We start from the raw sequence: 22362 nt of genomic DNA on the forward strand, positions 1-22362 counted from the left end.
CAAACGAAGGAGGCTTTATTCTAAAATTATTAGTAGCGTGTAATCTTTGTACGTAGGCTCTTTCCTCAACTGTTTAAGTCTTTTTTAAAAGATCGCCTTAATACTTTTTTACTTATGTTTTATAGGTCAGTTAGATCTCAAGGTTACTAAACAAAATATGTATAAAAATAATTTCATCTATGCAGCAATAATCAAAATTATTATTGGAGAATTTCTATGTTTTTCTTAAACTTTTGCTATATTTTCTAAGTTACAATTACCATAATTTTAATATAATCTTCTGACTGTAATGAAATCAAGCATTAATAAGCATTGGGAAGAAAAATCTGATAAAGCAAAAACTCTTTACGATAAAGTTTTTGACATGCATATTGTAAGACCTCTTGGTGATGATGTTTTTCAGATGTTTGTTGGAATGCATTTTATTCACGAAGCTACTAGTCCACAAGCTTTCTCAATGCTCCGCGAATTAAAAAAAGCTGTCGCCTTTCCAAGATTGACTATTGCGACGGTAGATCATGTAATTCCAACAAACTCTAAAAATCGTCCATATTCTGAATCCATTGCTGAAGCTATGTATTCAGAACTAGAAAAAAATACAAAAGAGTTTAATATTAAGTTTTTTTCGACAAACGATAAAAAAAATGGTATTGTCCACGTTATTGGACCTGAATTAGGTATAACCCAACCTGGTATGACAATAGTTTGTGGTGATTCTCACACTTCAACTCACGGAGCTTTTGGGGCTTTGGCTCTAGGAATTGGCACTTCACAGATTCGTGATGTTTTAGCTACCCAAACTATTATAATGAACAGGCTAAAGGTAAGAAGAATTGTAATTGAAGGTAAGTTAGCATCTTTTGTTACTGCTAAAGATGTTATTCTTCATTTAATCAACGTTACTGGTCCGAAGGCAGGAGTCGGATACGTATACGAGTTTGCAGGTTCATTAATTAACAAAATGTCAATGGATCAAAGAATGACTATTTGTAATATGGCTGTTGAAGCAGGTGCAAGGTGTGGATATGTGAATCCTGATAGTACAACTTTTGCTTATTTAAAGGGACGACATTTTTCTCCTTTGGGAGAAAAATGGGACACCGCGGTAAAATGGTGGAGTAGTTTAGTATCTGATAAAAACGCTATTTATGATGATGAAATAAAGATAGATGCAGCAAAGATTGCTCCAATGGTTACTTGGGGAATAAATCTTGGTCAATCTATCCCAGTTGATGGTTTTATTCCATCAAAAAAAGATTGTTCTTTCGAATATCAGGATGCTCATGATGATGCTCTGCAATACATGGGTCTTAAAGAAGGTCAGACTCTAATAAAAACTAAAGTTGATGTGGCATTTATTGGTTCATGCACAAATGGTAGAACTAGCGACTTTATTGAAGTTGCAGAGATTCTCGAAAAAAGCGGTTTGAAGGTTAAGCCAGGAATTGTTGCGCTTGCTGTTCCTGGTTCTTACTCAGTTCGTGATGAACTTATAAAGTTAGGAATAGATAAAGTTTTTATTAAAGCAGGTTTTGAATTCAGACTACCAGGTTGTTCAATGTGCCTAGCGATGAATTCTGATAGACTTACTGGAAATCAATTTTGCGCTTCATCGTCCAATCGTAATTTTAAAGGTAGGCAAGGTTCTCCAAGAGGAAGAACCGCAGTTATGTCTCCTCTTATGGTAGCGGCAGCAGCAGTTACAGGTGAAATATCCGACCCACGTGAAGTATTCAATTAAATTAGTTGAATATTTCAATTATTTTGTTCAGTAAAAATTTACAGCAGTAAACAAATGGAAACATTATTGCCAAAAATTGTTAAAATTACTGGTACTAGTATTGTTCTGTCTCAAAATGATATTGATACTGACCGAATTATTCCTGCTCGATTTTTAAAGTCTCTTTCTTTTGATAATCTTGGAGAAAATGTCTTTCATGATGATAGAAAATATTATAGAAGTATAAAGGGAAATATTCATCCTTTTGATGATAGCGACAGAAGAAATGCAAACATTTTGTTTGTCGCTCAGAATTTCGGTTGTGGATCTTCTCGAGAGCATGCAGCACAGGCATTATTGAGGAGAGGAATCGAAGTTATTGTTGGTGAAAGTTTTGGAGAAATTTTCTTGGGAAACTGCTCTGTTATAGGGCTGCCCTGTGTTGTAGTTGATAGTGATATAGCTTTGAAAGTTAGGCAGTTGGCAAAAAATAATCCTTTTATGCGCTTTTCAGTAAATCTTGAAGAAAAGACTCTAAGAGTTAGTAATAGTTGCTGGGATGTGAACATGAATGAAACTATAAGGCAAAATTTCGTTTCTGGTTATTGGAATACTCTAAGCATACTAGAAGCTGCTGACGAGCTTATCGCAGACAGATGGAAAAAGCTTCCCTATCTTTACGAATGGAAAATGTAAGAGAACTCCAAAAAATAAAATATCCAAACTTATCTAGAAATATAGCGATCCTAAACCAGACATGAAAACCCTCTTAAAATAAACCACGGAGGAACGGAGGACACAGAGGAAAGAAAAGAGAGAGTTTTTCACAAATCATTTAGAATTGCTATAGGGGAGATATCAACAATTTTGTCTTGGTGAGCATTCCCTTCCGCCTGTCGGCAACACGGCGTCTCACCACTTTATGAGGTTGGGTCTTTACTACTCGCTGTGGATAATATCCAGCGTATGACCACGATTCGTGAATCAAAAGGTTATATCAACCTCTAACCCTTGTCCTGACTGGATTTAATCTTTATATTTTTTACAACTAGGTGTTTGTATAGCAACGGAGAGTGCGACTCGTTTAGTACAAAACCAGCACATTCTACTGGATGGTACTAGCCTGGTTCACGAAAAACTCATCAGGTGATGAGTACAAATCAGAACCATGACAACTGAATAATTCGTGTAAGTAGCTAGGCAGAATTAAATATAAAACGTTCTAAGAGATAGTTACCATTTTCGCTGCGCTTTTCCATACCCTGTATAACAGTCATAGCTAGGTCGTATTCGTTGTCGAATATTTGTCCTGCAATTTCGTGAGTCTTCAATGCGCGGTTCGGAGAACCGCGCATTGAAGACGACGATCTGCGCGAATGCGCTGCGCCATTGTGTTTCAACTTCGTTGAGTTCAGGACAATAGGGAGGTAAGAAAAATAATAGTAACCCTTGTTCTGACCAACGCTTCCAAGAGTCACGAACTTCTTGACTTCTATGTATCGGACTATTATCTTGAACTACAACAGTGAGCTTTCCCGTCTTTTGCAGTTTAGAATCTGCTTTTTCGGCAATCCAATTCATGAGCTTAAGATAGCTTTTACCTTTAAAACCACCTTGAGCAAGACCATATTCAAAACTCTCTTCTACTTGCCACAAACCCAAAATGCTAATTCTTGAACCGTATCTTTTTCGACTTTGTTCGAGACATTTCTGTTTGCCAACCAAACTGTATGTATAACTTACAGGACTCCACAGACAGAAACCTGCTTCATCCAGATATTTTAGGTCTATATCTCCTTCAAGTGCTGCTGTTTTTAGCATAGCTAAGTCGGCTTTCTTTCTTTGTCTTAGTTGTTGGTTTTGCTTTTTGCGATTACTTTGTCTGGTTCTTTTCCAACGATATCTTTTTTTTGAGAATTTTTCGCACGCGATCGCTACTTAGATTTACGCCTCTTTCCTCTTTTAGAAGTCGTGCTAACTGAATGCTGTTGTAGGTTCGTTCTCCTTTATCTAAACAAGCTTTTATATATTCAAGATCTTCTGCTTTCCACTTCGCTTTTGCCCCTCTTCCGCGAGTTGACCATAATCCTGTTAGTCCTTGCTCCTTCCAACGTTGAATTGCTGCTCTAACTGTATGTTCATGGCAATTAAATATTCGAGCAATCTCTGGAACATTTATGCCCTGAGCATTCAGCTTTAGCATCTGCGCTCTGTTACGGGTTCGATAAGGTACTGAGCTTGCCTGATGCAATTGACTTAATGTTTCTCGTTCCAACTGACTTAGTTTTACTCTTAAAGGTGCGGGCATTTATTTTCGCCACTCAGCTTTTCTATCTTATATTTAATTGCACCTACCTACTTAAGTGAGATAAATTATCATCAAGTCTTACCCATCAGGTGTTGGATGTGAAAGCATAACCCCTACGGTAGAGAGTGGTCTTCAATCCGTAAAGCGGGGTTAAACGGGGTACTAACTGGGAGTCTGACCTGGTTAGCTTCTAGCAAGAAATTCAAGGATAGAGCGAACGCTCAAAGCCTCGTAAGTATCGTAAGCTATAAACAGCTAAACCAGATCTGATAAGCTGTAGCCAAAAGGCAACGCCTCATACTACCACTCTGAAATTTTCCGTAGCAGAGTCAACACTCAGGTAGAGATCGGTACATAGAGACATCCTAAAGATTTCAAACCAACGGATTATTCGGAACGAGGAAATCCTCTAATAACTCTTAACCCAATGGTCGAAAGGGTAAGTAGTCAACTAAGATGCAAAATCTCAACATCTAGAGGTTATTAGAGGCGAAGGATTGAGGAAAAAGCTAACAACCATTTGTAATAAATGGTATATGCTTATCTCCTCACTGTTTAAAGGAAAGAAGTGAGTAAGTAACAATTAATATGTCTAAAATAGATTCAACAAGTCGATTGGAGACGTTTTCTGACCGAAAGCATCTCTCGATTCCTAAACCTGAAAAGGATGAGGAACGTCCCCTTGGTATACCTGTAATGCGCGACAGAGCAACTCAGGCATTAGTCAAAGCTGCCCTAGAACCTGAATGGGAATCAAAATTCGAGCCAAACAGCTACGGATTCCGTTCAGGAAGAAGCGCACACGATGCTATAGAAGCAATTTTTAGAGCAATTAGGTCTAAACCTAAATATGTGTTATATCAAGTACGGATAATCAATTAAAATAGAATGGCATCCATTCAAACAGAGAAATAGTGCCAAAAAAACTCTCCCTGACTCAGGATTTAAGTACGCAGGAGCTACTAGATAGGTATCGTAATGCTAAGAACGTAATACTAAAAAGTCATTATCAAGTAATTTGGTTGCTATCGACGGGCAAAACTCCCAAACAAGTAGCAGAAATAACGGCATATAGTCAAACTTGGATTTATCAATTAATCAACCGATATAATCAAGAAGGAGAGAAAGGATTGGGAGATTTACGAGCTTCAAATAGAGGCAAAGAGCCGTTGCTCAATGATGTACAGCAAGCACAATTACATCAGGTTTTGACCAATCCTGCTGCCGATGGAGGACTATGGAATGGTCGAAAGGTTGCTGAATGGATGAGTCAAATAACAGGCAAGAAGGTTAGTCGAATGAGGGGGTGGGAATACCTCAAGCAAATGGAATATAGTCTCAAAGTACCAAGACCAGAACATCTGGAAATTTCCTTGGTCGAGCAACAAGAGTGGAAAAAAAACTGAGTTGTGAATTATCTTTGCTTCAAGCACAATACCCAGAGGCAGATATTGAAGTCTGGAGTGAAGATGAACATCGCTTAGGATTGCAACCAGTTTTACGCCGTGTCTGGACAGCAGTTGGAGAGCAGCCTGCTGCAGGAGTCAAAATACAATATAAATGGCTTTGGCTCTATGGATTTGTTCATCCAGAGTCGGGAGAAAATTATTGGTGGATTCTGCCATACACTAATACTCAATTATTTAATCGAGTTCTAGCAGATTTTGCTCGTGAATTTCAGCTCAATCGTAACAAGAGAGTATTGCTAGTGCTAGACCAAGCTGGTTGGCACATCTCTCACCAATTAAAATTACCAGAAGGATTGGATCTATTTTTTCTGCCTGCCCATTCTCCTGAGCTACAACCAGCAGAACGCTTATGGCCATTGACCAATGAAGTTATCGCCAATTACACTCCGCGCTCGCTATGTGAGCTAGAAGAGTTACTGATGATTCGGTGTCAAAAACTGTTAAAACAACAAGATTTGGTCAAGGGATTAACTTGCTATCATTGGTGGCCGATGACCAGAGCAGTTTAATTTAACTGTTCATCCGTACTTGATATAACCCTCTTCTGTCAGACTCCGAGATTTAAGAGTAGGAAATAAGAAGATTTATCCAGAAAGAGGCAGTGTTGTTAATTGATTGATGCTATCAATTAAGTTATGTAATCCTAGCAATAAAGAAGAATTAGGAAATATCTCTAGCCAAGGAAAAATTAACCACAAAAGAAGGCTTGGTTGAATCAGAAGACGAAAATTATTCAAAACATTCTTCCATCCAGTTTGATAATTCCATTGTGGATGAGTAGTAAAACTAGCTGAGATTTCTGTTTGATGATTTTGACTATCAGATGTATTCAAAGATAAGAAAACTTGGGTATTTAAACTAATCATCAAATAGGTACTCATGACAATTTCCCACCATCTATTAATTTCAGCAAAATTAGTAAATCGATAATCAGTCCAACCAAGTTCTTGTTTGCATTGTCGAAAAGCATATTCCACCCATGTTCTTAATCCATATAAGTTACCAAGAGTCTTTTTCATCTTACTTTTAGTGTCTTGAATATTGGTCATAACAAAAGAAGTAGAATTCTCTGGCATGGTTTCTGTATCAGTGGTTAATTGCCAATAAGTTATGTGATGTCTTTTACCATAAATGATTTCGCGAATATATCTATTTTCAGATTTTTGATTGCTAAAAGTTCTGGTAAATTTACACCATTTATTAGCTCTTACTCTTTGATTGTTAGGCATCCAGACTCCGTGATTACTTCTAATGGAGACAATCCACGGTAATTTGTATTTATTCAAAGTTGAGAGAAAATTACTGGCTTCGCCATATAGACTATCTGCCAATACTAATTCGATATTGAATCCAAATTCTACTAATTCTGTAATAATTATTGATGCTAGTTCAATCTTCGTTTTATACTTATCTTCTGGTTTTAGTGTTCCTTTTGGCTTGAATATTTTAAATATTAAGGGAAAAGTAACATTTTCATAGACTCCATAAGCGTTTACTGAGACAATACCGCTATCTATTTTACCTACACTTCCTAAATACTGTTTGGCAACATAATCAGTTTTTTTTCCTTTCTTTCTATCTCCTGTTTCATCAATTATCACTGTAATTTTTTTCTCTTTTAAAGCTTTAATCGTCAATTCCAATCTTTTCTGCTTTAAATCTTCTACTGACCAAGGCGAGTTAGCTATAAAATGATGTAACGATTGGGGTGATGATATTCCCACTACCTTTGCTATTTCTGGCAATGACTTCCTTTTAATTGGTGAGATAATACCTTGATGTAAATATTTGAAACATTCGTAACTTCTAACTTCAGGAAATAGGTCATGATAAGCAAAGCAATATTGGTCAATGATTGATATTGTCGGGCGAGCATCTCGTTTCAAATGTTTGAGAATCTGTAGCTCCACATCCATTGCTCTGGTTACCTTTTACTTGTCTTCTGATTGATTTAATTATAATTCTTTTTTCGGAGTCTGACAGAAGAGGGATTAGATGCAGATATAGGAAAGCGAAAAAAAGCGGGGGAAATCGCTTAAAATGAACTCATGCCAGAGTTAATCCCGCCCGTTACATATCAGCTAAAAATAGTGTTAGTCGGCATCAGTCCGATGATTTGGCGACGGATCAAAGTGAGTAGTGATATTACCATTGCAGATCTCCACTACATCATCCAGACTGTCATGGGTTGGAAAGAGGAACATCTACATAAATTCCTGATTCATGGCGTACATTACGGTATCAGTTACCCTGGCACGGGCGGACTCATGGGTAATGCTCATGAAATCAAACTATCCAAATTAGGTTTCAGAGAAAGAGAAAAATTCAGCTACGAATACAACTTCAATTGTAGTTGGAAGCATCAAATTAGAGTAGAAGCTATCTTACCCGAAGAAAGCGGACAAGTATTACCAGTATGTACCGCAGGCAAAGGAAATTGTCCTCCTGAAAACTGTGGTGGTGCGATCGGATTTATTTCTCTACGCCAACAACACAGTCGATTTGAATTAGCGGTGAGGATGGGAGAAATAATATTAGAAGGTGGAATAGAAGAAATCGTCAATCATAGAGAAGAATTAAAAGAACTTCATTATTGGGCGACAATCAACGATAAGACAGACTGCGCCAAAATAAATAAATTGCTGAGTCAGTACGCTACAGGTGATGAAGCTTGGAAAGATTGTCTCAATCAAACAATTACAATCGGATGAAAGTAACAGTACAACTGGTCATAGAGTCAGAAAATAACAATACTCCTCAAATCTCTAATGTCGGAGAATGGCAAAGAAATGAACCCCTTCAGCCATCAAATTTAGGGTTGGCTTTGGCAGAATCCAAAGAATTACTCAAAAACATTCAACAGACTCTAGTTGAAGAACAAATAAATCAGTACCAAAAAACACAATCTCGATGCAAAAAGTGCGATCGCCAACTAAGACATAAAGGAACACATTCTCTGACTTATCGCACCCTATTTGGGACATTAAAACTCAACAGCCCAAGATTATTTCACTGTAACTGCCGAGAACGAGAACAGAAAAGTTTTAGCCCTTTAGCTACTCTACTTTCAAAGCGAACCTCACCCGAAAGATTATATCTAGAATCCAAATTCGCATCTCTAATGTCCTATGGATTGACAGTCAAACTTCTGGAAGAAATTCTGCCCCTGGAAGGCAAACTCAATGCAGCTTCAGTGAGGAATAATCTTCATGAAGTTGCTCAAAAAGTTGAAGCCGAACTGGGGGAGGAAGAGTATATATTTGCTGACGGCTGCGAAATGGAATGGAGCAAACTACCACGACCCGATCTGCCGATTACTGTAGGCATTGATGGAGGCTATATCCATTCCTGTTCTCCCAAAAAGAAGGCTAAAGAATGGTTTGAAGTGATTGTGGGAAAAAGCATTACTGATTCGGGAGATACCAAATGCTTTGGTGGAGTGACTAGTTACGACCAAAAGCCCAAACGAAGGTTGTTTGAGGTTCTGAAGTCTCAGGGAATGCAGATGAACCAACAAGTTACCTTCCTTTCTGATGGTGGAGAGAATATTAGAGAGCTTCAGCTTTATCTCAATCCCCAAGCAGAACATTTATTAGATTGGTTTCACATCACCATGCGAATAACGGTGATGAAGCAAATGGCTAAAAATCCTGACATTAAACCAAAATGGCGCAAAAAATTACTCAAAAGGCTAGAGAGTATCAAATGGTATATCTGGCATGGCAATGTATTTGAAGCTTTACAGGAGATAGAGTCTCTAGAAGACTTATGCTATGGAGATTACGACGATATAGACGAAGATGCTGAATTTGACCCCGATCTAGAAATATCTCCCTTGAAGTTACTGAAAAAGGTAGAGGAATTTCAATCTTATATTGAGAACAATGCCAGTTTGATTCCTAATTATGGCGAGCGTTATCGTTGTGGGGAAAGGATTGCTTCGTCTTTTGTCGAATCAACGGTCAATCAAGTGGTCAGCAAACGGTTTGTCAAAAAACAGCAGATGCGATGGAGTCTCAAGGGCGCACATTTATTGCTTCAAGTCCGAAATCTGGTTATCAATCAGGAATTACGTCAACGCATAGATAATTGGTATGAGAATTTAACACCCATACCAGAAGTCAGCTAAAAAACTTACCCAAAAAGAGTCGATTTAGGGCAAGTTCTTTATCATGAGAGTTGTGAGGAGTCGATTTTCCGTACCTGATTCAGTAATGCCCAACTATCATTTATGGGCGTGCGATTCGTTGATACCCGAATCCTCTAGAAAATAGAGAGCATAAGGTATCCAAGGAATGGTGGAGAGAAAACCACAAGTACCTTGAACTGTCTATAGGATGTGGGTTAAAGTCCCACCACTACGGAGATTAGTGACTCCTTACCTGCCCACAGTGAGTAAACTCGGAATTTTACAGGCTGAAGCTGGGAACAGGACGGCGCGACTTGAACTGGTCGTATAGAACGGAGAGCCTACTCTCTTAAGGGATTCACACCCCTTACCTTCATGTAGAACACTCTACAAAGAGTGTGGTCACACCCAAGTAGGCAACGAAAACGGTGGAATGCAGACCACAAAAGTAACCCTAACTACTAGCCTAAAAAGTGGTCTGGGAGCAAGAAGGAGTTCTCTCATGGTGAATAAAAATGAATTGATGCTTAAACTGCGTGATTCCCAAAAGAGCCAAATCAGGCTGACAGGCTCTCACCAAAAAGGTAAATGGGTAGCTTCATCAATCGTCCTTGGGTGAAGCGTGTGAATACAACTCCCATCGCAGAAGAGTCAACACCTAAAAGAGAACATACACTAGACGATACAACAAGGTAAACCCTACAGAATCTCAGAAAAGTCGAATACTCTGAGTAAGCCAACCGCAAGGAAAGCAGAAGCTTCTGGAGGGTAAAGGATGGAAGAAAAAGCGAAAGCCCATTTGTAATAAATGGGATATGAGTTCAAACTTTGCCCATGACCGAAAGGAATAGCAGACTTCTTCTGGGTCTTATGAGAATAGAAACTTAACAAGGAAACTTAATCCAAGGACAAGTTAGATGTCGTACTTAAATACAACAAACGGACTGCGGAAACCGCTAGAAGATTGGAGTCAGATTAACTGGTGCCAAATCTACAAAGCGGTTAGGAATCTACGTCAAAGAATCTTTCTCGCGAGAAAACTTGGTAACTGGCGGAAATTGAGAAATCTCCAAAAGTTAATGCAAAGAAGCTACGCAAACCTATTACTATCTGTACGGAAAATCACTCAGACCAATCAAGGTAAACAAACGGCAGGAATTGACAAAGAAATAGTCAATACCCCTGAAGCACGAGTGAAGCTGGTAAACAACTGGAAAGGTGGAAGCCAATGCCCAACTAAACGGGTAATGATTCTCAAACCCAACGGTAAGAAACGACCGCTCGGCATCCCTACCGTACGCGACAGAATCGAACAGGCAGTAATAGTTAATTCGCTAGAACCCGAATGGGAAGCCGTGTTTGAATCTAATTCCTATGGGTTCAGATGCGGAAGAAGCTGTCAAGATGCCATTGAACAAAACTTTCTCAGAGTTCATAAAGGCAGAGACACTTGGGTTTTAGAAGCTGATATTAAGGGATTCTTTGACAACATTGCCCATGAAGCCATTTTAAAACAATTAGGAAATTTCCCGAAAAGAAATCTAATAAAAGGATGGTTAAAAGCTGGATTTATCTTTGAAGGAAAATACAATCCAACAGAAACGGGAACACCACAGGGCGGGAGCTGCTCGCCATTATTAGCCAATATAGGGTTGCATGGATTAGAAACAATCATAAAAACCACCAACCCAAAATTAGGCGTGGTTAGATACGCTGATGATGTCATCGTCACAGCTAGAGACAAAGGAAGTCTCGAAACAGTCCAAATTCAGATACAACAATGGTTGTCAAATAGAGGACTCGAACTTAGCGCGGAGAAGACGCTTATCACGTCAATGGAAGATGGTTTTGACTTCCTTGGATTCAACCACCGCCACTATAATGGCAAATTGCTAATCAAGCCATCGAAGAAGAAAGTCCTCGACTTTTGTAAGCGTATTGGCAAAGAAATAAAAGCAATGAACGGGATAGAACAAGAGGCAGTCATAAGGAAACTGAATCCAATTCTCCGAGGTTTTGCTAACTATTACAAAGGAGTGGTTAGCAAAGAAACCTTCGGCTATATTTCATCTAGAATATGGCAATACCTTTGGCGTTGGGCTAAACGTAGACATTCCAACAAAGGAAAAAGATGGATAAGAGAACGCTACTTTAAAACCTACAAAGGAAACAATTGGACATTTGCTTGTAACACAAGCAACCGCGAAAGGAAGGAGAAACTTTTAGTCCTCTACCCTATTGCATATACATCCATTGAACGCCACATAAAGGTTAAAGGAAATGCGTCACCAGATGACCCCTATCTCAAAGAATATTGGAAAAAACGCCACCAAAAACATGGTAAAAGCTATTGGGAACGCAACTCGCGAAACTTCAATATTGCTCAAAACCAAAACTGGAAATGTCCAATTTGTGGCGAACCATTATTCAATGGAGAGGAAATAGAAACCCATCACATAATTCCTGTTGCTCAAGGCGGACAAGACGACATTGAAAACCTTCAGCATCTACACAAACCGTGTCACAAACAGGAACACTCAAAATCCAAGACAAATCGCTTGAAGTAAGGCTTGAGCCGTGTGAGTGCGAAAGTCTCATGCACGGTTCTTAGGGGAGGAGAGAGAGGTAACTCTTGAACCTTACCCGACCAATCAGTTGAAATCAAAGCAGATAGCAACACTGGCGTTAATAGGGAGATATCACGGGTAAATAGGTTCTAGAAAAGTGCCTTAAATGAGAGCCATAATCTGAATAACAAATATGGACTCCACTATCGCTCATTTCTCGCAGCATTTCGCTCATAATAGCTGCTTCTCCGAGAAGATAGTAGGCAAATTGAACCGCCCTAAAATGTCAGTCAATCTTACGGACGGAACGAATAAAAACACCGATATCAGGTTCTGGGGGTAGTCAAAACCCAGATAGGCTAGACGAGTAGCGGAAAACCAGACGGTGGCTAGGATGAAGCGTAATTGCCGAAAGGAACTCAGAATACGTAAACTAATGCAGAACACGATTGGACACATTGAAAACTTCAATAGTGAATCTTGGATGAATCTACCCTGGAAGCAATTCCGTAAAGATTTATTCTGTCTACAGAAGCGCACGTACAAAGCAGTTAGAGAAGGAGATACAGCTAAAGCTCAGTCATTACAGAAACTAATTTTGCGCTCCCGCGCAGCTAGATTTCTGGCAATACGTCAAGTAACTCAGTTGAATAACGGCAAGAAAACTGCTGGTATCGATGGAAAGTTAGCTTTAGATTTCAAGGATAGATTTGAACTAGAACAAAAGTTAAAAACCGAAGCTTCCAACTGGAAACACCAAGGATTATGTTCTATTCCAATCCCCAAGAAGGACGGCACGAAAAGGATACTTAAAGTACCCACCATCAGCGATAGAGCCTGGCAATGTCTTGCTAAGTTTGCTCTAGAGCCAGCACATGAAGCAACGTTCCACGCGCAGAGTTATGGGTTCAGAACAGGACGAAGCGCACACGATGCACAGAAAAAACTGTTTCATAATCTAAACTCTCAAAGTAAAGGACATCAAAAACGAGTTATAGAACTCGATATATCCAAATGCTTCGATAGAATAAGCCACACCTCCATCATGAAACGGCTCATTGCTCCCAAAGCGATAAAACTAGGTATTTTTCGATGCCTAAAGGCTGGGGTTAATCCAAAATTCCCCGAACAAGGGACTTGCCAAGGTGGAGTGGTTAGCCCACTGCTTGCCAACATTGCACTGAACGGGATTGAAGATATACACAAATCAATACGGTATGCCGACGATATGGTGTTTCTTCTCAAACCTAAAGATAATGCAACACAGATACTCGACGAAATCAAGGAATTTCTAGCCGAACGAGGAATGGAAATTAGCGAAAGGAAGACTAAGATAACGGCTGCGACAGATGGATTTGACTTCCTGGGCTGGCACTTCCTAGTCCAGAAAAACGGAAAATTCAGAAGCTATCCCTCAGAGGAGAACTATAAAGCTTTTCGTAAGAAGATTAAAGTCATCATCAATAGCTCTAACTATGGTGCGATAGTGAAAGCTAAGAAATTAGCCCCTATCGTTAGAGGATGGAGGAATTACCACCGCTTCTGTAAAATGGACGGCTCTAGAAATAGTCTGTGGTTCATCAATAACAGAGCGTTCAAGGTATTCAATAAGGAACAAAAACAGAATCGCCACTCAGCGAGAGAACTCGTCAATCAAGCATTCCCAGCAGTTCCCAGCTCCGAAAACAAATTTGTAAACGTCAAAGGAGACAAATCACCATATGACGGGGATTTAGTCTACTGGAGTAAGCGTAACAGTAAGCTCTATGACAACTATACCTCTTCTGCTTTAAAACAGCAGAACCATTCATGTGCTGCTTGTGGATTAAATTTCACGAGTGAGGAAAGGGTTCATCTACACCACGTAGACGGAAACCACGATAACTGGAAGTGGGACAATTTAGTAGCAATACATGAGTCCTGTCACGATTATCAACACATGAGCAAAAAGCGACAGCTAAGAGTTTCGGAAGCTGGGTGCGGGGAAACTTGCACGCCCAGATTTCACAGAGAGGGGCGAGACGTAATAGTCTCCCTCGACTCTAACAACTCACGGTTCGCTTAAATCAAAGATGGCTAGAAAAATAAAACAGCTCAACTGTATGCTGAGAAAGAAGTTGAAAGAATAGAGAGACCAACCCGTCTTGAAAGGAACTAACTCAGAAAGAGCAGATGATCTTCCTCTAATTATTCATTGGCTAAAGCAAATGGAAATAGCATCAATAATTGATCGAGAGCTACCTGTTCCTCATGGGAATCGAAAAGGATTAAGCTACGGTCAATTATCAGTCCTATTTCTAAGTTATGTAGTGAGCCAATCAGACCATCGATTATGTGCCGTAGAACCATGGGTAGAAAAACATCGGCAAACCTTAGAAATAGCAACAGGATGGAACATTGGGGGCAAAGATGCCACAGATGACCGACTAGCTGACTTATTAAGTGTCATCGGTTCATCGGAAAATCAAGGGCGAGAGAAAGTAGCAATTCAATTGGGACAAAGCACAATACGAGCTTATGAATTACCAACGGACAAAGCCAGAAGCGATACCACAAGTTTTAGTGTCTATCATCAGCCCACAAAAGAAACAGAAGGAACTAACTTGCTGAATTTTGGTTATAGTAAAGACCGCCGCCCTGATTTGGTTCAATATCGTCAAATGTTAGCTACTCTCGACCCCATGGGAATGCCTCTATTGGGAGCTACATTATCAGGAAATGGAACAGATGAATCTCATTATCTACCAACATGGCAACAATTGGTGGAGATTATTGGTCACAAAGATTTCTTGTTTCTCGCCGATTCTAAAGGCTCTACTTGGAATAATCGGGGGAAAATTAATCAACAAGGAGGAATTTACTGTTTTCCGCTAGCGATGCATCAGCCTCGTCCCAAACTGTTATCGCAATGGGTGGCTAATCCACCAACAGCAGTGCAAGAAATTTGTCTCAACTCCGAAGCCGAGTCAGAATCTCCCATTGGTAAGGGTTTTGAAGTTCCGTTGGGCAGTCTCTGGTATGAAAAAGAACATCAAAAGTGGCATCGTTGGTCAGAACGATGGTTAGTGGTTTGTTCTTATGCTTTACAACAGCGTCAACTTAAAAGCTTGTCAGCTCGTCTGAGTAAAGCGGAACTTGCCCTAGAAAAACTCGCTAAAAAACCACCACAAGATGAGGTAGCTCTACAAACCAAAGTGGAGACTATTCTGAAACGTTATCGAGTTACGGGGCAGATCTTAACTGCGATTGAGAAGAAAATTGGCTATCAAAAAGTTTATCAAGGTGCTGGTCGAGGAAGTAAGAATCGTCCCTCTCGTCGTGTTCGTCAAACTACTCTTTCCTTGACTTATCAACGTTGTGAGACCGCTATCACCCATCAACAATCCATCGCTGGTTGGAGATTGTATGTAACTAATGCTAATTCACAGCGTCTTTCTCTTGAGCAAGCTGTTAACTCTTATCGGGAGCAATGGCAACCTGAAAGAGGTTTTCATCGTTTTAAACGAGGTCGTCTTCCCGCTTTACCCATCTATTTTCAAGATGAAGAACGGATTCGAGGGCTGATGTTTTTACTAACGATCGCCCTGACTCTGTTTACCTTGATGGAATTTGTGGTTCGTCGCCAACTAGCGGTGACAAAGCAATCACTTCCTGGACTTTATTCAGGCAATCCCAAGCGCACTACTTTTCGTCCCACTGCTGAACAATTGCTAGCTGCTTTTGGCGATCTAACTTTGTATCTTTATCCTGATGGCTCTACTGAAATTAGTTCTCTTAATTCTCTTCAAAGACAGATTTTAAATCTGATGAAGATTCCTGAATCGATTTACATTCTTCCCCAGCTAGTTCCTGATTGACTCCAATCCAGCAAATAATTGCTGTGACTTGATTCTATCCTCTTTATTTGATTCAATGCATTTTATTTAAGCGAACCGTGAGTAACAAGTTGGTGAAGAAAATGCCATGCACTGCTCCTCCACCTAAAATTCCCAATCAAGATAAACGTCCGAAGCGAACATCTGTTTCCGACTGAAGTGAACGCGATGATTGCTGCTGCATTGAAAGTAGGCAGACATGGATTGAGAGATTCAACTCTGATTTTGATGGCGTATCGTCATGGCTTGAGAGTATCGGAGTTGGTAGCTTTAAGGTGGGAGCAGATTGATTTTACTGCTGGTACGATTTACATCAACCGACTGAAGAATGGTGTCAGTTCGACTCATCCTCTTCGGGGTATTGAACTTAGAGCTTTGCGACAATTACAAAGAAAATATCCTAACTCAAATTATTTGTTTGTAACAGAGAGAGGTGCGGTAATGGCTGCTGCGACTGCGAGAGGAATTATCCAACGTGCGGGTAAGATGGCGGAATTATCGAAGAAGCGTTCATCCCCATATGCTACGCCATGCTTGTGGATTTTATTTGGCGAGCAGAGGGCATGATACCAGGGCTATCCAGGCATATCTTGGTCATCGAAATATTCAGCATACTGTCCGTTATACGGAATTGTCTTCTAAACGATTTCAAGATTTTTGGCTGGATTGATTGTAAAGCGCGATCGCCCGTGGAAAATTTGTCGCGATCTTTATCTCCCCCGCTTTTTTTCGCTTTCCATCATAGGCTGTGAGTCAGACACTGTAATAGTTTCAGGGCGAGGTTGTGTCTGGTGACACGAACCTTCTATTTTCGTGTATACGGAATTTTCTTCTAAACGATTTTAAGATTTTTGGTTGGATTGATTGTAAGACAAGTGATCGCAGTTTTGCTGGCTATTTTATGATTAAATATGCTGCGGGAATTAAATATAGTGCCAACAGAGTCGCTCCCATAACTCCGCCTGCAATCGCAACTGCCAAAGGTGGCCAAAATTCACCACCGCCTAATAATAGAGGTACAAACCCAATGGCAGTAGTTAAGGTAGTGGCAATTACATGGCGAGTTGAATGTAATACTACTTCTCTGATGGCTGGTTTGTTGCCTGTTCTGGATACAGGATTCTGCTGAATAGCAGCTAATACCACAATGGAATCATTAATCCCTACTCCGATCAAGCCTACTGTACCGATAATTGGATTAAAGCCAAAAGGATAGCCAAACAGCCAGATAGAGAATAAACCCAGACCACAAGAGGCAATCGCCACTACGCCGATAACACCAGCCAAACGAAAAGAATCTAAAGATAGAACTAAAGTTGCCACCATCAAGACAGTAAGAACTCCTACAATGGAAACTAAACCCCCAAGAGCATCATCTTTTTGTTCTGCTTCTCCGCCAAACTCATAGCTGTAGCCATTGGGAAGCTGCCATTTGGTTTCAGTTAATTTATGCTTAAAATCGGTTAATGCCTCATCGGGTAAAGTTCCAGCGGTTAAAAAGCCTTGCACCGTGTTAACTCTTTGTCCGTTATAGCGAGTAATCTTTGCCAGTTCTGGTTTAAGAGTTATTTTACTCAAAGACGATAGAGGAACGTTCTCAACTACATTATTCGAACCATCTTGAGCGGGTAATAAATTTAACGAGGCAATATTATTTAATCCAGCGCGATCTGCTGCGGATAATCTAACTCGGACGGGTAATTCTTCGGTAGATTCCAAAATAGATCCACCTGTGGCACCTTCTAAAGTAGAATCTAACTGTTGAGCGATCTCATCACGGTTCAAACCAGCCAAACGAACTTCTTCTTCATTTACCTGTATTTCTAACTGAGGTCTAATTTCAGCTAAACTGGCGCGGGTATGAGTTATCTCACTTAACTCAATTAATAAACTTCTTGCCTTTTCTCCTAATTGTTGTAGCGTATCCAAGTCCGAACCAAAGATTCTCATTTCCACTGGCGCATTAAAAAAGGGTCCTTGTTTTAGTTGTTGAACCAAAATGCGAGCAGAGGGAAAAACCCGATCTAATTCGCCCTGCAATTCCTTAACTAGAGAATTAGAGGCAATTAAATTCAGTTGAATTATAGCCTGAGCATAATTAGCTTCTTGTTGTCTACCTCCCCCCACATTGTAATAAAATTTTGGCGCACTTCTGCCAATAAACCAGTGAACATCAGTTACGTTTTCGTAAGTTAACAGGTGATCGCGTATTTGTTTGGTAACAGCTTGAGTTTTGGCAATCGAAGTTGCTGCGGGTAACTCTAATTGAATCTGTAACTGATCGCGATCTGCTGCGGGGAAAAACTGTAGTGGTAGATGACTTACTTGGATAAAGCCAATCACAGGAAGCAGTAAAGCTAGGCAAATACCTAGTACTGGTCGATCAACAGCCCATTTCAAGGTTTTTCTATACCATCTTGTTAGTAGCTGGACAGATATACCTGTTTGCCACCACGATTTTTCTAAGGGTGAATAGCCGTTTACCGTGGTCAATTTTGCTGTCAAGGCTGGAATGATTGCCAATGCTAGAAATAAAGAGGAAGATACCGCTAAAATAACGCTGACGGCAATCGTTCCTATAAATTCTCCAGTCTCTCCTGGTAATAAGGCAATTGGTAGAAAAGAAAGGATAGTAGTAATGGTTGAACTTAATAAGGGAACAGCTAAATGATTTAAACTATTGTTGATGGCATCGATGGGTTTAAAGCCATTTTTGAGATGGTTAGTTACCTTATCGACCATTATAATTCCATTATCAATTAAGATTCCCAATGCTACTATCAATCCCATAACTGACATCTGGTGTAGGGGAATTTTCATTATATTCATCCAGCCAAACACCATCAAGATTGATAGGGGTAAAGAAGTACCAACTATGATTGCCGATCGCCATCCCATCATTATCAGCGTGACTAGAAAGACTAAACCACCACCTAAAACTAAATTAAGAATTAAACTATTTATTCTATCTTCGACGTAACGGTTTTGAGCAAAAACGGTTTTTAATTCAATTGTACTAGGAAGTTCTGAACGATATTCCTTTAAAACTTTTTCAGCATTTTTTGCCCAGATATTTAGTTTAGTTGCCGACTCTACATGAACAGCAAGAGTTACTCCAGGGCGATCGCTAATAATAGACAGTTCATTAGCTGGAGAAGTAACACCTTTAGTTACTGTTGCAATATCTTGTATGCGAACAAATTGTCCCTGGCTACCAAAGCTAATTGGAATATTCTGTACTCGATTAAGGGTATCTAATTCTCCAGCTACTTCAATTGATAAATCACTATTACTATTGTGTAGTTGTCCAGCCGATGCTTTAGAATCGCTTTGTTGAATCTGCTGGGAAATATCGGCTGCGGTTAGATTGTAACTAGCAATCGTAGTAGGATTAATTTCTATGAGAATTTCTTCGTCTTGATCGCCAAATAATTTTACTTCTTCTGTTCCTAGAATAGCTTGAATACGATCTTTTAAAACTTCCCCTTGACGATTTAAAATTCCATAGTTTGGATGTTTATCTTGCCATGTCAAAGCTATAATTAAAGCATAAGCTTTAACCTTAAGCTTTTCTAATTCTGGTTCGCTAGCACCTGCAGGCAACTCTGACTTAACCTCATCAATCTTATTTTGTATCCGAGACCAAACATCTTCCAACTCTTCTTTCTGTACGCTATCCTTTAGATACAGAAGAATAATCGAACCACCAGAACTAGAAGTTGAACTATACTTTTTTATTTCTTCTATTTCTGTAAATTTATCTTCAATTTTGTCTGTGATTAGTGATTCAATCCTAGCTGCCCTAGCACCAGGCAGAAAAGTCTTAACGAAAGCAGTGCGAGACAGCAATTCTGGATCTTCTAATTTAGGTAAAGCAAAATAAGAAGAAATACCCCAAACAAAAATTAGAACAATGGTTGAGATCAGTAAACGACTATTACGATAGAACAAGGTAGACATAGCAAAGTTTATTTTCTACTGACTAGTTACTAATTGACCAGGGACTAAACGATGTGTACCATCTGTAATGATTTCATCCCCTGGTCGAAGTGTTCCCCTGACAAAAACGCGATTCTCTTGTGTTTCTAATATCTCTACATATCTGCGTTCCGCTTTATTATTGACCTCTGACGACTCTACCAGGGCGTAACAAGACCATAAACCGCGATCGCTTCTAGCTAAAGCATTAATAGGTAACCAATAACCATCGGTATTATTGGTCTGGATAATAGCTAATCGAGCAATTTGTTTGGGCGATATTTGAGTAGCTGCTGTAGTTGCAAGCTTCAAAACTATAGTACGAGTACGAGTTGCGGTATTTACCTCTGGTAAAACAGAATCAACTACAGTACTATAATTTTTACCGCCTATTGTTACCTGCTGCTTACCACCCAACTGCATTCGGTTAGCTACATCGATTGGAACGCCGATTTTGACCTTGGGTTGAGTATCTTCGACTAACCGCAAAATAGATGTACTCGCTTTGACAACCGTTCCTTCATCTAAATTACGGGTAGAAACTATGCCCCTAAAAGGGGATTTGAGAATACTTTTATCAATGGTAATATCTAAATCTTTAATCTCGGCGATAAGCTGATTTACGGCTGCTTGTTGCGCGCTTATTTTTTCGACTCTGATGCCGTTTTGTAACTTGTCTAAATTGCTTTTGGCATTAGCTAAACGTTCATTTAAAGCTTTACGATTAAAAGCAATTTCGTCTAACTGTTCGCGAGAAATTGCACCTTCATTATATAGATATTCTCGACGAGAATTTTTTAATTTTTCTAATTCTAGCTGCTGTTTCAAGCCTTCTACTTGAGCCTGGGATGCTGTTATTTCTTCTGTTCTCACACCATTTTTAAGTTCTGCAAGAACCGCTTCTTCCTGCTCTTTTTGGGCGATTAATCCCTGACGTTGTGCTTCTAAGTTAGCGGTATCTAGTTTTGCTAAAGGAGTATATGCTGAGACGAGATCGCCTTCTTCAACAAATATTTCAACTAATTTACCTCCACGCTCAAAACCCACCTCGCTAGTTCTTGATGCTGTTACCTCTCCTGTGTAGGTTTGAGAAGTTTTATAAGATTTAACTGGCTCTATTTTTTTAGTCTTGACAGGAATAATATTTGTTTTTTTTTGTTGAGCTGGAGCAGAAGCAAACTGAGTACCAGAGTGATAAAAAAAGGAAATTAGAATCATTGTTGTTATTAATAAGATAGGAATAATTGACAACTGATTATTAAGCCAGATTTTACAATTTTTAAAAGATGTTTCGTCTTTTTGCCTTGAATTTTTTAGCTTCAGTTTTTCTGCCTCTGATATAAGCGGTTTTAAAACTAGTTTTGAGCTATCAGTTTTATTTATCTTAAGTGGCAGTTTATTCTTAATCTCTTGTATATTCTCTGTATTTTTTTGTAAAGACTTGTTATCGAAGCCTGGTACTTCAGTTAGATTATTAGAAGTAAATCTTTGCTTACCATTAGTACTTGTTTCGAGGTTTGATACTTGTTTATTAACTGAAATAAACCCATTTTGCTCGGATAAGGTGACGAAATCAGAAGAGGAAAGTCCAGCTACAACTTTTTTAAGTAGTTTTGATTCTATCTGCGAGTAACCTCGATTTACTGACAAAATTGCCTGCACTAACTCTTCAGCAAGGGTTTTTTTGAGTAAATAGCCTTCTGCTCCTGCTTGCAAAGCTTGTATTACATGTTCCTTGTTTTCGCGGCTGCTAAGAATGAGCACTTTAGTTTTCGGAAACTGCTGACAAATTTTTTGAGTGGCAGTTATTCCATTCATGACTGGCATTTCAATATCCATCAACACAATATCGGGCATGAGAGTACCCACTTGTTTTATTGCGCTGTTACCATCTTCGGCAGTACCTACTACTTGTAGCTTCGGTCTGGGTTCAAGCAATGTCTGAACTCTTTGCCTTACGATGTTCTGATCGTCTACTAGCAAGATGCGAATCATAAAAATATTTCTATTTAGCTGACAAAATTATGTCCGTTTTCTATTTGGCTATTAAAGAGAAAAATGTTGGGGGCGTTAGCGATCTTGTATATAACGTATAAGATGTTTCTGTTCTTAGCTTTGAGCTTTGAAAATTTCACCGAACATCTCAAAATCAAGACATCATGTTGTACTCTTGTGGTGTAACTTAATTCACCAACGACACATCTAAGAATAGCTATTCTTAGATTAGTTTCCAATTCTAACTCCTAATTGTAAGCAATTTTAGAGAAAAATCAAATAGTACAAGTTGCTTGGTCTTTTTAAACTAAGATAATTACC

13 protein-coding genes and 3 pseudogenes are annotated in these 22362 nt (G+C 39.3%); 11 read left to right on the forward strand and 5 right to left on the reverse strand.

What is annotated here, in order from left to right; genetic code table 11:
* Window positions 1-289: 289 nt before the first annotated feature.
* On the forward strand, window positions 290-1741 hold the full coding sequence (gene leuC / locus PLEUR7319_RS0114410) for a 3-isopropylmalate dehydratase large subunit (RefSeq protein ID WP_019505939.1): 1452 nt from the start codon (window positions 290-292) through the stop codon (window positions 1739-1741).
* 54 nt (window positions 1742-1795) lie between these two features.
* Window positions 1796-2416 (forward strand): 3-isopropylmalate dehydratase small subunit 2, encoded by a 621-nt coding sequence (locus PLEUR7319_RS0114415; protein ID WP_019505940.1) that lies wholly within the window; start codon window positions 1796-1798, stop codon window positions 2414-2416.
* Window positions 2417-2953: 537 nt separating this feature from the next.
* Here the strand turns inward: PLEUR7319_RS0114415 and PLEUR7319_RS42035 are convergent.
* Together PLEUR7319_RS42035 and PLEUR7319_RS42040 are read right to left on the reverse strand one after the other, a co-directional pair.
* Window positions 2954-3541, reverse strand: a complete 588-nt coding sequence (locus PLEUR7319_RS42035) for a transposase (RefSeq protein WP_202804235.1) — start codon at window positions 3539-3541, stop codon at window positions 2954-2956.
* Window positions 3542-3593: 52 nt separating this feature from the next.
* A complete protein-coding gene (locus PLEUR7319_RS42040; protein WP_019505941.1) occupies window positions 3594-4028 on the reverse strand; it encodes a helix-turn-helix domain-containing protein in 435 nt (144 codons plus the stop codon).
* A 588-nt stretch (window positions 4029-4616) separates the two neighbouring features.
* Here PLEUR7319_RS42040 and PLEUR7319_RS0114430 point away from each other — a divergent pair.
* Window positions 4617-4886, forward strand: a pseudogene (locus PLEUR7319_RS0114430) (reverse transcriptase/maturase family protein); the annotation flags it as partial.
* A gap of 56 nt (window positions 4887-4942) precedes the next feature.
* Window positions 4943-6006 (forward strand): annotated as a pseudogene (locus PLEUR7319_RS39440) (IS630 family transposase).
* Between the two features lie 75 nt (window positions 6007-6081).
* Here PLEUR7319_RS39440 and PLEUR7319_RS0114445 read toward each other — a convergent pair.
* Window positions 6082-7413 carry an IS701 family transposase gene (locus PLEUR7319_RS0114445; protein ID WP_019505945.1) on the reverse strand — a complete coding sequence of 444 codons (1332 nt, stop codon included), beginning with the start codon at window positions 7411-7413 and terminating at the stop codon, window positions 6082-6084.
* Between the two features lie 132 nt (window positions 7414-7545).
* Between PLEUR7319_RS0114445 and PLEUR7319_RS35400 the strand changes: the two genes are divergently transcribed.
* The 7 genes and pseudogenes from PLEUR7319_RS35400 to PLEUR7319_RS35405 all read left to right on the forward strand — a co-directional run bounded on the left by PLEUR7319_RS35400 (window position 7546) and on the right by PLEUR7319_RS35405 (window position 16738).
* A complete protein-coding gene (locus PLEUR7319_RS35400) occupies window positions 7546-8208 on the forward strand; it encodes a plasmid pRiA4b ORF-3 family protein (protein WP_019505946.1) in 663 nt (220 codons plus the stop codon).
* The gene (locus PLEUR7319_RS0114455; RefSeq protein ID WP_019505947.1) at window positions 8205-9626 is read left to right on the forward strand and encodes an ISKra4 family transposase; all 1422 of its coding nucleotides are present in this window, start codon (window positions 8205-8207) and stop codon (window positions 9624-9626) included. Before PLEUR7319_RS35400 ends, PLEUR7319_RS0114455 begins: the two co-directional genes overlap by 4 nt.
* A 433-nt stretch (window positions 9627-10059) precedes the next feature.
* A complete protein-coding gene (locus PLEUR7319_RS0114460) occupies window positions 10060-10245 on the forward strand; it encodes a hypothetical protein (RefSeq protein ID WP_019505910.1) in 186 nt (61 codons plus the stop codon).
* A 298-nt stretch (window positions 10246-10543) separates the two neighbouring features.
* Complete coding sequence (ltrA, locus tag PLEUR7319_RS0114465) at window positions 10544-12193, forward strand: group II intron reverse transcriptase/maturase (RefSeq protein ID WP_019505909.1); 1650 nt, start codon at window positions 10544-10546, stop codon at window positions 12191-12193.
* A gap of 436 nt (window positions 12194-12629) precedes the next feature.
* Window positions 12630-14258, forward strand: coding sequence for a reverse transcriptase domain-containing protein (locus PLEUR7319_RS0114470; RefSeq protein ID WP_144054308.1), 1629 nt, complete (start codon window positions 12630-12632; stop codon window positions 14256-14258).
* Window positions 14259-14337: 79 nt separating this feature from the next.
* Window positions 14338-16050 (forward strand): IS1634 family transposase, encoded by a 1713-nt coding sequence (locus PLEUR7319_RS0114475; RefSeq protein WP_019503630.1) that lies wholly within the window; start codon window positions 14338-14340, stop codon window positions 16048-16050.
* Window positions 16051-16236: 186 nt separating this feature from the next.
* A pseudogene (locus PLEUR7319_RS35405) lies at window positions 16237-16738 on the forward strand (tyrosine-type recombinase/integrase).
* Between the two features lie 224 nt (window positions 16739-16962).
* On the opposite strand, the gene PLEUR7319_RS35410 reads toward PLEUR7319_RS35405, so the two are convergent.
* Both PLEUR7319_RS35410 and PLEUR7319_RS40095 read right to left on the reverse strand, forming a co-directional pair.
* Window positions 16963-20028 (reverse strand): efflux RND transporter permease subunit, encoded by a 3066-nt coding sequence (locus PLEUR7319_RS35410; protein ID WP_019505949.1) that lies wholly within the window; start codon window positions 20026-20028, stop codon window positions 16963-16965.
* 15 nt (window positions 20029-20043) lie between these two features.
* Window positions 20044-22041 carry a response regulator gene (locus PLEUR7319_RS40095; RefSeq protein ID WP_019505950.1) on the reverse strand — a complete coding sequence of 666 codons (1998 nt, stop codon included), beginning with the start codon at window positions 22039-22041 and terminating at the stop codon, window positions 20044-20046.
* Between the last annotated feature and the right edge of the window lie 321 nt (window positions 22042-22362).

The organism is Pleurocapsa sp. PCC 7319 (assembly GCF_000332195.1).
Lineage (GTDB): Bacteria > Cyanobacteriota > Cyanobacteriia > Cyanobacteriales > Xenococcaceae > Waterburya.